Origin of the sequence: Pseudorhodoferax soli (assembly GCF_003337555.1) — a bacterium.
Taxonomy (GTDB): Bacteria; Pseudomonadota; Gammaproteobacteria; order Burkholderiales; family Burkholderiaceae_C; genus Pseudorhodoferax; species Pseudorhodoferax soli.
On the sequence record NZ_QPJK01000003.1, the window covers coordinates 54,115 to 67,651 of the forward strand.

Genomic DNA, 13,537 nt, shown 5'->3' on the forward strand with positions numbered 1-13,537 from the left:
GCGCCGACGGCCTGATCGCCGTGGCGGCCGGTGCCGGCGGCCATGCCGGCTTCCAGTCGCCGTTCGCGTTGATCCAGGAGATCCGCGAATGGTTCGACGGCCCGCTGCTGCTGTCGGGCGCCATCGCGTCGGGCCGCGCCATCCTGTCCGCGCAGACGCTGGGCGCCGACCTGGCCTACATCGGCTCGGCCTTCATCGCCACGCAAGAGGCCAACGCGGTGGAAGGCTACAAGCAGATGATCGTGGACAGCAGCGCCAAGGACATCGTGCACACCAACCTCATCACCGGCGTGCACGGCAACTACTTGAAGCCCTCGATCCGCAACGCCGGCATGGACCCGGATGCGCTGCCGACCAGCGATCCGACCAAGATGGACTTCGGCAGCGACCGCCAGAAGCCCAAGGCCTGGAAGGAGATCTGGGGCTGCGGCCAGGGCATCGGCGTGCTGCACGACGTGCCGCCTGCGGGCGAGCTCGTGGCGCGCCTGGCGCACGAGTACGGCCAGGCGCAACGGGAGTGGCTGCAGCGCGTCGTGCCGCAGGCGGCTCAGCCGGCCTGAGACGAGAGCCAGACTGCCCGGATCAACGCAGGAGCGAGGGCGGACCGTACCCGATCCACGACGGCAGCCAGAGGGTCGGGCGGCAGTTCGTTCTTCTTCAGAAATGCCAGCCACAGCGATCGCCGAGAGGCATCGTGCGCAAACGCGTCGGTCAGCCCAATGGGCATCACATCGGGAACGAGGGTGCCGCGTCTTTCGAAGGTGGCCTGGATGGCGCGGGCCTGCAACTCGGGGTCCAGCTGTTCTCTGTCCAGCAGCACCAATAGATCGAAATAGTCCTTCAGACGGGTGTTGGTCATGCCCAGCAGGGCGATGGCGTGGAGCTTCTCTGCGATGACGGTGTAGATGGGGTACGCGCGCAGCCTGGGCGCGGGCATCCCGTCCAGCAAGACCGTTTAGATCGCATCCACTGGCGCCGGTGTGACGGCGTCGCCGAAGCCAACGTCGATCTGCGTCTTGCAGCGTGCCTTGGCCAATTCGGCGGCGATCAAGATACGCACCCCGCCGTAGCCGGCCTCCTTGCGGATCGTCTCGGCCGTGACCGAGGCCGGGTCGAAGACGATGCCGTCGTCGACCTCCACAGCGGCAATGTCGCGGAAGGTGTCGGCCACGGCTGTCGGATCGCTTGGGCCGAAGCCGAGCAGGTCGGCATCGCGCGTGGCCCGGTGCGGCATCTCGTACCAGAGCGTGAACAGCAGCGCACCCTTGAGCAGGAAACGGTCCGCATGCTGCGACCGGGTCAAGCGGTAGAGGATGCGCTCCAGCGCAAAGCGCACCAGCACTTGGTTGAAGTCCACGCCCTGCGTCTTGGCGACGTTGAGCAGACGCGCCCGGACCGAAGCGGCGACATTTGCCTGGCCCGGTGCGGGTGCTGGGTTCACTGGATGCTCTCCAGGTAGGGCCGCACGACGTTGGCGACGCGGCAGATCTCAGCGTAGCGCCAGATGTCGTCGACGGATGCCTTGCCCTGTGCCCGCGCGTCCTTCAGCGCTTCGAGCGCCACGTCCAGGCCGATCTTCTGGCGGTGCTTGAAGCAGTCCGCCACGGTCTTGGCAACGCCATACACGCGCAGCGTGACGCCATCGCGCTCGAACGCCTCGACGCCTGCCATGCCGGCCTCGCCGCTGACCTGCACCATCCGGATCGGTGGATAGTCGATGCGGGGCGCATGGCTGCCGCGCGGCATCGCGATCCACACCTGGCGCGGCAGTTGGGTGGTCAGCTCGTGGAACTGCAGCGCCGTGAGCAGGCAGAACACGGCTTGCGGAACTTTGACGGCGACGGTGACGAGGCTTTCGTGCTCCGATCCCTGGGCGTCTGGCAGACGGTACAGGCCGCGCCCTGTTCGCTCCAACAGGCCGGCGGCGGTCAGGCGTGTCAGGACAACGCGGGGAGCATCGATGGCATCCAGGTCACTGGCGCGCAACAGTCCCTTCTGGCGGGCGAGGCCGAGGACGCGCTGCGTGTGGGTGTCGTGAAGCATGAGGGAGTATGTTCCGTTTCTTCGTCGAGTGTAAGTATTTGACGAGAGAATGGAACATTGGGACTTGATGCCTTCAGGGAGGAATCGTGTGCTTGGAGGCCTCTTCGGTCGCCTCTACGGCTTCTCGCATCATCATCCGGTAATGCGGGAGATGTTCGGATACCTCGAACACCTTCTTGAACACACGAAGGTGCCGTTCGATGGACGAGTCGTCCAACGCGAGGTGCAGATCGTCGAGTGCGCCGTGCGACCCAGCGTTTACCCATGAGAACAGCGACTTGCAAACTGGCTGATCGGCCGGCTCGAACTTCTCCCACAACTTGTTGAGATCCCAGCCACCCAGGATCTTGAAGTAGGTCTCAAGGATTCGTCGAAGGGTGTTCTGGACCCCAGGTTGAGGCGGACCCGGTCGACGCAATTCCGTCCAGAGCATCTCGTAGGAGCTGGATACTGGATTGCCGTCGTGAAACTCCACACACGAGTGGCCGCCGACTTTGCGGACGATCCAAAACGTCTCGTCCTGCAGCGAGACCTTTTTTCGGTTTGAATCGAACGAGACTTCTTTGTGGAAGTGCACGTTGTGGGTCAGAACGAAGAGCTGCTTGACTGGCCCTTGCCTGCGCCTGATCGACTCGATCAAGCGGTGGATCAAGCTGCTGACAATGAACAACACATCGCTATCCAAACTCGAGACAGGGTCGTCCAACACGACAACACGCTCGTTCTGTGTGCCAGTGCCGCTGGCGCTGCCCTGCGCGAGGAAATAAAAGTAGAGAAACGTGATGAACGTGCGCTCACCTTCGCTGAGCGTTTTGCGGGCACTCGAACCGTCCGCTCGGCGCAGGCGGTAGCGGTCTCGACTTCCGTCGCGCTCGATGGAAAAACTGGTGAAGCCGTAGGAGGTGAGCAACTTGTTGATTTCGTCGACTGTCGGTTGAACGCTCGTGGCTTCCTTTTCGAGGTCCTGGATTTTCGCCTCGACGGTCTTCACGTCGTTCTCGAATTTGTCGATCTGTTCGTTGAGTCTGTCGACGGCTCGTTGGATGCCGGTTGCCTTGCGAAAATGCTCGTCCAGGTCGGCTTTGAGTTCGACGTCGACGATGTGGTGCCACACCTCAGTCGTCAAACGCGCCTTCTCGGTCACCAAGTTTGCGACCGTCAAGTTGTGCGCCTTGATGGCATCGTTCGCGATGGACAGCGGCGCAAGGGTCGCCTCTGTAGCCTCCGCTGAACTTTGGAGAGCGACTGGACGGCTTGGCTCGCGGCGCTTTGTCGCGATCAGGAGCAAGTTGGCGTCGATGCGGGCGGACGCTGCGTCTCGCAGTGCTCTGAGTTTCTCCACGTCAACCCGCGGATGCTTCGCATTGAGTGGCTCGCTGATCGCCATGAGCCACACGTGCGCTTCACGTTGATACTCCGACTCTAGTGCCGCGATGGCCGCTGTGTCAGTGAGGAAGGCTTCGTCGAAGTACTTTGACAAGCTGTCTTCGAGGTTGTGCGGTAACTGTTGTTGGCAGAACGGACAGGCTCCTGCGCTTTCTGCCAAGTAAGGCTGGCCTTGCTTGACCCAGTCGCTGTTGCCCAGCTTCTCAATGAGCGCGGCGACGTCCACGTCCTTCTTTCCGACGACGACCTTCGCGAGTATCGGAGAGGATTCGAGCGCAACGAGTCTGGCCGCCGAGGGGTTCGGAATCAGACTCTCTACGGCCTTCGACGGTCCGTAGACAGTCTTAGCACGCTCGCGCATCTCGTCGATGGCTGCCGCTCTGAAACCAGACGCTGGTGTTGCTGAGCGCGTCTCGAGTACTTTTCTGAGGAATTTTGATTTGTCGTTCCGATAACCTTCGAGCGCCCCGGCGAACTGCCCCTCGTGCTGGACTTTCTGTTGCCAGCATTTGGCTTGAAGCTTCTTGCCGAGTTCAGCCAGTTCGCCGAGTTTTCCGCCCACCACCTCAAGATCGGTTCCCTTTAGCGTCGAACGCCGATCCGCGATCTTTTCGATCAACTCGGTGGCTTGGCTTTTGAGTCGTGCGATCTCTTGCACGGCCTCGACGCTTCGCTTGCCAACAGTGAAGACGCCTTTGATGTCTTCTCCGCCGAAGTTCTCTTCGACGAAGTCGCGGTTGTAGACCAAGGCATCAATCGGTCGACCACCCTTCCAGGTTAGGGTGCAGTGGCTATGGTCGGAATGGGCTGGATCGGCGATTACGCGGGAGATCGTTGTCTTGCCGGAACCATTGGCACCGTACAAGTAGTTCACTCCCTTAAGATTGCGCAGCGACTGCGGTCCTTGTACATACGTTGCAACACCTGCCAAGCGGATTGTTTCAATCATGCGGCTCTCTTGCTTCATGCAGCCTGGAGGCGACCCGGCGCGCGTTGTTGTTCCCTGGTTCTTGCTGATCCAGGGGGCGGTGCCGAAGCACAAGCGTTCACCCCCTCGCCCCCTGTAGAACCTGCTCCAGCCGCGCCCGACTCGAAGCGGCGAGCCGGCTCACCCCCATGGTCCGCGCCATCGCAATCACTGCCTCATGACCGGTCCGCCCCGACCGCAACACGCGCCGCGCCAGCGGCAGCAATTCCTGCTCGCAGATCTCCTGCACGCTGCGCGCGCCTTCGTCGTCGCCCGCGGGCCTGAAATCCACGTCCGTCCCCGGCACCAGGCCCTCCGGCCAGTAGAAGGTGCCGCCCGCTTCCTCGGTCATGCCGAAACGCTGGCGCGCGATGCGTTCCACTCGCTCCTGGATTCGGCTGCCCGTCCGTTGGAACCCGTGGGCGCGCGCGATACGCCGCGCCAGCACAGCGTCGAGCACCGGCCCTTCTTGCTGCACCACGCATGCGACCATGGCCTGCAGCACCTCGTCATAGCCGATGTCGTGAAAGCGCTCGGGCGCGATGGCGTCGGGCGGCACGGAGTCGGCCGGTCGCGCTGCTTCGTAGCGGCGCCCGGGCACCGCATCGGCTACGGCCTGCGCAACAAGCGGCTCGGCGGACGCGGCTCGCGCGTACAGCGCATCGGCCGGCACCAACGCATCGTGCGAGTCGGCGGTATCCGCCGCTGCCGCCTGCTCCGCCGCGCGCGCGATGGCGGCTGCCGCTTCGTCTATTGCCAGCGATTCTGGCGCGCGTTCATCGCTGCCAGCCGAATCCGCCGCGTCCTGGTGCACGACCAGGGCCGCTGCTTCCTCAGCCCTGCGCTGCCGGTCCTGCTCCAGCAGCGCCGTCAGCCCTTCATGGACGCGCTCCAGAGTGCCGCCCGGGTTCACCCACCAGTCGGTGGACCACACCCGCACGATCTGCCAGCCCAGCCCGCGCAGCACCTGTTCGCGCAGCTTGTCGCGGTCGCGCGCGGTGGCCGAGCGGTGGTAGGTGGCGCCGTCACATTCCACGCCGGCCAGGTAGCGGCCGGCGTGGTCGGGATGCACCACGCCCAGATCGACGCGGAAGGCCGAGGCGCCGATCTGCGTGTGCACCTGCCAGCCCTTGCGCTGCAGCGCGGCGGCTACGCCAGCTTCGAAGGGGCTGTCGAAGTCGCCCTGGCTGCCATGGTGGGCTTCGGCCAGCGCGCGCGGGCCGCGTTCGGCGAATTCGAGGAAATGCTTGAGGTCGCGCACGCCGGCAGCCTTGGTGCGCGACAGGTCCATCTGCTCGCCGCGCAGGCTGGCGAACACGCGCAGCTCGTGCCGCGCCCGCGTCACGGCCACGTTTAGCCGGCGCTCGCCGCCGTCGCGGTTCAGCGGTCCGAAGTTCATCGACACCACGCCCGCCAGGTCGGGGCCATACGTGATCGAGAAGTACATGATGTCGCGCTCGTCGCCTTGCACGCTCTCCAGGTTCTTCACGAACACGGGTTCGAGTTCGACCTGGGAGAACCAGGGTTCCAGCCCCGGGTTCTTGCGGCGTTCGGCGTCCAGCAGATCTTCGATCAGGCGCTGCTGCTCGGTGTTGAAGGTGACCACGCCGATGGTCAGACCCGAGGCGCGAAAGCCCGGTGACTGCAGGCGCGTCACCAGGTCTGCCACCAGCGCGCGGGCTTCGGGCTGGTTGATGCGGGCGCCGCCTTTTTCGTACTGGCCCTGCACATGGTGGAGGCTCACCGCGCGGTCGTCGGTGACCGGCGAGGGGAAGGTGACAAGGCCACCGCCGTAGTAACGGTGGTTGCTGAAGGCGATCAGGCTTTCGTGGCGCGAGCGGTAGTGCCAGGCCAGGGGGCGCGTCGGCAGGCTGGCGCCCAGGCATTCGTCGAGGATGCTTTCCAGGTCGCCTTCCACGTCTTCGGAGTCGCCCTCTGAACTGTCGGCACGGTCGAAGAAGTTGGTAGGCGGCAGTTGCTTGGGGTCGCCCACCATCACCACCTGGCGGCCGCGAGCCATGGCGCCGATGGCGTCCCACACGGGGATCTGCGAGGCCTCGTCGAATACCACCAGGTCGAAGCCGCGCGCGTCGGGCGAGAGGTATTGCGCGATCGACAGCGGGCTCATCAGCAGGCAGGGCGTGAGGCGCAGCACGGCGCTGGGCACTTCCTGCAGCAACTGGCGCAGCGGCAGGTGCCGGGTCTTCTTGGTGATTTCGCGGCGCAGCACGCCCCATTCGCCGCTGCGTTGCGGGCTGTCGAGCGCGGGCAGATCGGCGCAGAGTCGGGCGCGGATCCACTGGCGGGTGAGGGCGGTGTAGGTCTCGTCCAGCGCGCGGAAGTCGTCGATGCGGCGCTCGTGCTCGGCCGAGACGAAGCGCTTGAGCACCTCGTCTTCGTCTACCGCCGCGGACAGCCACCAGCGGGCGTAGTTGACGTCGAACGCGGTGCTGGCCTGGGCCGGTGCGATGTCGCCGGCTTGCAGTGCGCTGGCCAGCGTGGCCAGCCCGGCAGTGCGCGCGTCTGCCTGCGCACTGCGCCAGGCGCACCAGGCGTGCAGGCCGGTATGCGCGGCGTCGAGCCGAGAGGCAATGTCTGCCAGTTCCTCGGGCGTGAACTCGGCCAGGTGCCGGCGTGCCTCGTCAGGCTGGGCGGCCTGGGTGCTGAAGGCGTCGGCTGCCGCGTGCAGTACGGTCAGTGTGGCGAGGATCCGCTGGCAGGCCTGGCCAACGGGTGCGGGACCCGCAAGTTCGTGCGGGCGTTCGGCGAGCACGCGGTGGATGGCGGCCCGCATGGCATCGGCGGCCGGGGCCGGCTCGTTCAGCCCGTCCAGGCCGGCTTGCAGCAATGCGTGGAAGCGCAGCATCTGGGCGATGGCGTCCGGCGCGGTGTCCAGCGCCTGCCACAGGCCGGGGCATTGGGCGTGCAATTCGGGCTGGTCCAACAGGCGCGCCTCAAGTGCGGCGCGGGCTTGCAGGCGCTGGTGTTCGGCCTGCAAATGCGGGCCGCAGCTGCCCTCGAGCACAGCAGCGTGTGCCATGTGCAGCGTGCCGCGCTGTGTGAGGCTTTGTCGCTCGTGCTCAAACGCCAGGGCCGCGCGCAGCGCTTCAGCATCGGTGTCGTGGCCGCGCCAGAGGCCGTCGCTGGGTTCGGTCAGCGGGGCCAGTTCGTCGATGCGGCGCTCCAGTTCCTGCAGCGTGGCCAGGCGTCGCGCTTCGGCCACCCAGCGCTCGCCACAACTGCCTTCAGCGGCGGCGGCCAGGCCGTCCAGCGTGTAGGGCCGTCGGGTGCGAGCGGCCTGCAGCGCGGCGTTGGCCAGTAGGGCGCTGCGAGCGTGGTCGCACCGGGTCTTCTCGCCGGCCCACAGGCCGTCAACCGCGGCACCGGGGTTGAGCTGGGCCAGCTCGTCGCGCAGACCCTTGATGCGCACCAGCGCGGCCAGATCGTCGGCGATGCGCGGCTCGCCCGTGCCTTCGATCACCGTGTCCAGCGTGGCGCGCAGCTTGCGCTTGGCAAGCGACGACAAGGGCCAGATGGCTTTGCCGGCTTTGTCCCATTCGCGCTGCAGCGCTGCGACGTTCAACTGCGCGACGCCTGAACCGTAGGGCACCGACAGGCCGGCGCGCAACGCCGCGATCTCGTCGATCCAGCGGAGGCCGCGTTCGAGTTCCTCGCACACAGTGACCGGCCAGGGCGTGCCCAGCTCGGCGTGCACGCGCTGGTGCTGGGCGATCAGATCAAGGCCCTGAGCCAGGCGGGCCTGCTGTTCGGTGGACCATGGCGCGCGCATCGCGGCCGAGTGGGCATGGTGGCGGGCCAGCAGATCGGCGGCGGCCTGCAGGTCGGCGCACAGCTGGGCGCTGTGGGGCAGGGCGCAGAACGCCCAGGGCTGGCCAGCGGCCGTTGGCAAGGCGTGGGCCAACACGCCCAGCGATGTCCGAGCGCCGCGTTGCAATGCGGGCAGTTCGATGGCCAGATGCTGGCCCAGTTGGCGGGCAGCTGCGCAGCATTGCACGCCGGCATCGCGCAGCGTGCGTGCAGCCTGCACCATGTCCTGCTGCCAGCGGGCCGACCAGTCGCTGCGGTACACCGGCGTCAGCGGGCCAGCCGCCAGGTGCTGCGGCCCAACGGCAGCGGCATTGGCCTGCAGCCGGCCGGCCAGGTTGCGCAGCGCGGTACGTGCGGCTTCGTCGTGCGTGCGGGGCGAGGGCCAGGTCAGGCCCAAATCGGGCAGGTTCGCGCCGCCGGTCACCGCGCCGATGGCCTGGTACACCGTGAGTCCGTTGCCGTGCCGGTGGTGCAGGCGCGCCACGTAGCTGGAGAGCTGTTCGCGCAGCCGGGCCAGCTCGCTCGCCTTGGCGGCCCAGTCGGCGGCATCCACCTCGCCCCGGCTTTCCCAGGACTGCTTGAGTTGCCCCAGCACGTCGAGCTTGCGCGTCTTGCTGGAGTGCAACTCCAGGCAGAACTCGCCCAGGCCCACTTCGCGCAGCCGTCGGTAGACCACGTCCAGCGCGGCGATCTTCTCGGCGACGAACAGCACGCGCTTGCCTTCGGCCAGACACTGGGCGATGAGGTTGGCGATGGTCTGGCTCTTGCCGGTGCCGGGCGGGCCGATCAGCACAAAGTCCTTGCCGCGTGCGGCCGCCAGGATGGCCGAGAGCTGCGACGAATCGGCGGGCAGCGGGCTGAACACCTGCTGTGGTGTGTAGTCGACATCGAGCCGCCGCGCATCGGGGAAGGCGACTTCGGCCGCGCGGGCGTAGGGCTCGCGCGGCGTGTCCAGCAGGTGCGCCACCACGGGCGAGCCGCGAAGGTCTTCGGTGCGTTCAGCCAAGTCTTTCCACATCAGGTACTTGGCGAACGAGAACATGGAAAGCACCACGTCCTCGCTGACTTCCCAACCGCGGATGTCCTTGATGGCGGCGCGCACGCGCTTCCAAAGGCCAGAAATGTCCAGACCGCTTTCGTCGCGCGGCAAGTCACCGGCAGGCACGCCCAGGTCGAGCTGGAAGTCCTGGCGCAGCATCTCCATCAATGTGGGGTTGAAGCGTGGTTCGTCTTCGTGCAGTTGCAGCGTGAAGCCCGCGCGGGCGCTGCGGCGGTCCAGCGTCACTGGCAGCAGCAGGAGGGGGGCCTTGACGCGGACCTCAGGCTTGTCGGGTCGCGTCCACACCAGGAAGCCGAGTGCCAGGAACAAAGTATTGGCGCCGCCTTCCTGCAGTGCGTTGCGCGCGCCACGGTACAACTCGACCAGGCGGCTTTCCAGCTCGTGCGCGTCCAGGCGGATGAAGACCTCACGGCGCAGCAGGGCCTCGGCCGCATGCGCGCGCCGCAAATCTTCCAGGCTGCGTGCCTCATGCAATGCCTGGCTGCGCGGATCGCGGCCTTGCATCAGCTCTGGGCTTTGCAGCAGCTTGAGCGTCTGGCCTTCGGCCAGTGCGTCTTCCAGGTCGGGCGCGGCCCCGTCGAGCAGCAGTGCCTTGCTGCCGGCCTTGAAGTTGAGCAGCGCGTTGCGCAGTGACAAGTCGAGCAGTTTGCGCTGCCAGCGGGCCAGGCGGTCCTTGGGGTCGAGGTCGGTGGCAGGGGGCTCCTGCGTGATCTCGTTGGGCAGCTCCGGCGCGTCTTCCAGGGTGACGGCAGCAGGTGGGGCGTCTGCGGCCGAGACTTGATCGGGCGCTGCGTGACCCAGCGCCAGCGGTTTGATGCGAGACATGCGGGCGCGCTGCACATCGACGGCCAACTGGAAGCTGTCGTCCTGGTCTTCACCAAGCTGGCGCTGCGCATTGGCGATGGCCTGGCTGAACCCGACCGGCTGGCCCTGGGCGGCGAGCGTGGTTTCGAAGACCAGCAGTTCCTGCAGTTGGAGGCGCTTGCGCAGCGCCGTGATGTCGTCAACGACGGTGGTGGAGAACCGCTCGTCGCGCAGCCACACGCCAACGAAGGAATGGCCCTTGGTGAACACCAGCAGCGGGTGCAGGTGTGCCTGTTCCAAACAGGCGGCGAACAGCAGCGTGAGGTCCAGGCAGGTGCCCAGACCCGTCCAGTACCTGGCCTGGGCTGCGCACCTTCTGGCCGGTGTGTTCGAAGCTGGCTGGCGGCAGCGCGTAGTGCAGTTGACGTTGCAGCACGGCTGTCCAGATGCCGGAGGCCAGTTCCCAAGCGCGCTTGGCGCCGTGGCTGTAGCCGTCGATGGCGCCGTCCTTGCCGCCGGCCTGCAGCGCCAGCGCTGCCGCCTTCAATACACGGTCGACGGCCGGATCGTTGGGCTGCACGAAGGCGGCCACCATCTCGGGCAACTGGCCAATGCCGCCCCACTGGTTGCGCGCCAGCAGTTCGACCCTGCTTTCGTGCTGCGCGAGGACGGTCCCTGGCTGTGCCGCGGCACGTAGTTCGAAGCGAAGCGTGGACTGTTCGGACTCGGTGAGCCTCGACAGGAGCGCGCCATCGAGTTGCACGTCGAGGTCGCCGAGGTGGTAGGTCTCTCCGGCGCCTACTGCCGCGAGCTGCCAGCTGCGCGGCTTGAGGAAGGCCGGCTCCGAGGAGATCGTCAGCGTGAGGTCCGAAACCGGGCCCGGAGTGTCATTGATGACCGCCAACTCGTACAACGCGGGCACTGCGTTCTGGAATGCCGCAAGGTTCAGGCGGAGCACCGCGGCAACCTGCAGGTGCACGACAGGTGCCGGTTCGGTTGTGGCAAGAACCTCTGACAACGCCATTGGCGCACCATCTGCCTCGCGCATGCAAAGTCCTCTCGTTGCGGCGCGAAACGGCCGCGAGTGACGGCTTGTAACAAAAAATCACCAATCTCGCCGGAACAGCGCACAAGAAATGCGCAAATGTGCGTAGAAGAGTCGCGTTGCACGTCGTGGTTAACAGCACCTTCCACGCAAGGCCATAGCCGACGGGGCCGACGGCCTGATCGCCGTGGCGGCCGGTGCCGGCGGCCATGCCGGCTTCCAGTCGCCGTTCGCGTTGATCCAGGAGATCCGCGAATGGTTCGACGGCCCGCTGCTGCTGTCCGGCGCCATCGCGTCGGGCCGCGCCATCCTGTCCGCGCAGACGCTGGGCGCCGACCTGGCCTACATCGGCTCGGCCTTCATCGCCACGCAGGAGGCCAACGCGGTGGAGGGCTACAAGCAGATGATCGTGGACAGCAGCGCCAAGGACATCGTGCACACCAACCTCATCACCGGCGTGCACGGCAACTACTTGAAGCCCTCGATCCGCAACGCCGGCATGGACCCGGATGCGCTGCCGACCAGCGACCCGACCAAGATGGATTTCGGCAGCGACCGCCAGAAGCCCAAGGCCTGGAAGGAGATCTGGGGCTGCGGTCAGGGCATCGGCGTGCTGCGCGACGTGCCGCCTGCGGGCGAGCTCGTGGCGCGCCTGGCGCGCGAGTACGACGCGGCCCGGCGCGAATGGGTGCAGCGCGTGCTGCCCGAGGTGGCGCAGGCGGCCTGAGCCGCCGGCCCCTCAGCGCCGCGGTGCCGCACCGCGCCTGGCGGCCATTTCCTCGCCCATGGCCTGCAGCTGCGGGGGCGTGAGCCCGCTGCCGGCGGCCGGAAAGGCCCTGGCCTCTTCGGCTGCCAGGTGCCGGCGGTACAGCGCGGCGAACTGCGTCCACCGCGCCACCGCGCCCGCCAGCACCTGCGCGTCCAGGCTGCCGCTGGCGATGGCCAGCAGGTCCGGCCGCAGCCGCGCCCAGTCGTGCTCCATCACCTGGTGGTCGGCGCGCAGCCGTGCGGCCAGCCCGGCCTGGCCCTGCGCGCGCAACAGCGGCAGCAGGTGCAGTTCCTCGTCCTGGTGGTGCAGCGGCGCGGCGATGTCGAAGTAGCGCAGCACATCGGCCGCCGCGCTGCGGGCCTGGGCGTCGCAGCCTTGGTCGTGCAGGTGCCGGCCCAGGCGCTCGAGCAGGTCCAGCGAGCGTTCCATGCGCGCATGGCAGGCCGCCAGCATCTCGAAGGGCTGGTCGAAGCCGACGCTGGGGCCGGCATGCAGCAGCGGGTGGCGGGCGGTGGTCATGCGCGCCAACATTGTCCCCGCCCGCGCGGGCTGGCGTGCATGACCGAGGGCATGGGCACGCCGGCGTTTGATCCGCGTCAAACGCCGGCCGATTTGTCAGAAGCCTTCGAGCACGATCTTGCCGCGCGCCGTGCCGCTCTCCAGGTGGGCATGGGCCCGGCGCAGGTTTTCCGCGTTGATGCGGCCGTAGTGCTCGCCGATGGTCGAGCGCAGCAGGCCGGCGTCCACCAGGCGCGCCACCTCGGTCAGCAGCCGGTGCTGCTCGACCATGTCGGGCGTCTGGAACAGCGAGCGCGTGAACATCAGCTCCCAGTGCAGCGAGACGGCCTTGCGCTTGAGCAGGGAGATGTCGATGCTGCCCGGCTTGGGGTCGTCGATGAGGCCGAAGCGCCCCTGCGGTGCGATGAGTTCGGCGATCTGCGCGAAGTGCTTGTCGGTCTGCGTGAGGCCGACGACATAGCGCGGCGCGGGCAGGCCTGCGTCCTTCAGCGCCTGCGCCAGCGGCTGGCTGTGGTCGATCACGTGGTGGGCGCCGAGCTTGCGCACCCAATCCCGCGTCTCGGGGCGAGAGGCCGTGGCGATCACGTTCAGGCCGGTCAGGTTGCGCGCCAGCTGCAGCAGGATGGAGCCCACGCCGCCGGCCGCGCCCACGACCAGCAGGCTGTCGGTGCTGGGCGCCGTGTCGCGCGCGATGCCGAGCCGGTCGAACAGCAGCTCCCAGGCCGTGATGGCCGTCAGCGGCAGCGCCGCGGCATCGGCGTCCGTGAGGCTGGTGGGCGCCAGCGCGGCGATGCGCTCGTCCACCAGGTGCAGCTGCGCGTTGGTGCCGGGGCGGTCGATGGCGCCCGCGTACCACACGCGCTGGCCCGGCTCGAACAGCGTCACGGCGCTGCCCACCGCGCGCACCGTGCCCACGGCATCCCAGCCCAGCACTTTCCAGCCGCCGGGCTCGGCACTGGCGCTGGCGCGCACCTTGGTGTCCACCGGGTTCACGGCGATGGCGCGCACCTCGACCAGCAGGTCGTGCGGGCCCGGCGTGGGGTCGGGCAGGGTCACGTCCTGCAGCGCGCGCGGGTCGCTGATCGGCAGGGCGTTCTGGTAGGCAATGGCTTGCAT

At 67.2% G+C, this 13,537-nt stretch carries 7 protein-coding genes and 2 pseudogenes; 2 read left to right on the plus strand and 7 right to left on the minus strand.

Translation table 11 applies throughout. The features are described 5' to 3' along the window. A partial coding sequence (locus DES41_RS11930; RefSeq protein WP_211332960.1) for an NAD(P)H-dependent flavin oxidoreductase occupies window positions 1–560 on the plus strand: 560 nt, incomplete at its 5' end. On the opposite strand, the pseudogene DES41_RS11935 reads toward DES41_RS11930, so the two are convergent. The 5 genes and pseudogenes from DES41_RS11935 to DES41_RS39025 all read right to left on the minus strand — a co-directional run bounded on the left by DES41_RS11935 (window position 548) and on the right by DES41_RS39025 (window position 11,136). After that, a pseudogene (locus DES41_RS11935) lies at window positions 548–1,441 on the minus strand (nucleotidyl transferase AbiEii/AbiGii toxin family protein). The gene DES41_RS11930 and the pseudogene DES41_RS11935 sit on opposite strands and share 13 nt — an antisense overlap. Further along, on the minus strand, window positions 1,438–2,043 hold the full coding sequence (locus DES41_RS11940; protein WP_114467885.1) for a type IV toxin-antitoxin system AbiEi family antitoxin domain-containing protein: 606 nt from the start codon (window positions 2,041–2,043) through the stop codon (window positions 1,438–1,440). The pseudogene DES41_RS11935 and the gene DES41_RS11940 overlap by 4 nt, the downstream one beginning before the upstream one ends. Before the next feature lie 73 nt (window positions 2,044–2,116). Then, window positions 2,117–4,378 (minus strand): AAA family ATPase, encoded by a 2,262-nt coding sequence (locus DES41_RS11945; RefSeq protein ID WP_170168151.1) that lies wholly within the window; start codon window positions 4,376–4,378, stop codon window positions 2,117–2,119. A 97-nt stretch (window positions 4,379–4,475) separates the two neighbouring features. Next, on the minus strand, window positions 4,476–10,388 hold the full coding sequence (locus DES41_RS11950; protein WP_245965675.1) for a DUF3320 domain-containing protein: 5,913 nt from the start codon (window positions 10,386–10,388) through the stop codon (window positions 4,476–4,478). Then, window positions 10,288–11,136, minus strand: coding sequence for a hypothetical protein (locus DES41_RS39025; RefSeq protein WP_245965676.1), 849 nt, complete (start codon window positions 11,134–11,136; stop codon window positions 10,288–10,290). The genes DES41_RS11950 and DES41_RS39025 overlap by 101 nt, the downstream gene beginning before the upstream one ends. Before the next feature lie 110 nt (window positions 11,137–11,246). On the opposite strand from DES41_RS39025, the pseudogene DES41_RS11955 reads away from it, so the two are divergent. After that, window positions 11,247–11,860: pseudogene (locus DES41_RS11955) on the plus strand (NAD(P)H-dependent flavin oxidoreductase); the annotation flags it as partial. Between the two features lie 12 nt (window positions 11,861–11,872). On the opposite strand, the gene DES41_RS11960 reads toward DES41_RS11955, so the two are convergent. Both DES41_RS11960 and DES41_RS11965 read right to left on the minus strand, forming a co-directional pair. After that, window positions 11,873–12,421 carry a hemerythrin domain-containing protein gene (locus DES41_RS11960; protein WP_114468388.1) on the minus strand — a complete coding sequence of 183 codons (549 nt, stop codon included), beginning with the start codon at window positions 12,419–12,421 and terminating at the stop codon, window positions 11,873–11,875. A 96-nt stretch (window positions 12,422–12,517) separates the two neighbouring features. Beyond that, on the minus strand, window positions 12,518–13,537 hold the full coding sequence (locus DES41_RS11965; protein ID WP_114468389.1) for a zinc-binding alcohol dehydrogenase family protein: 1,020 nt from the start codon (window positions 13,535–13,537) through the stop codon (window positions 12,518–12,520).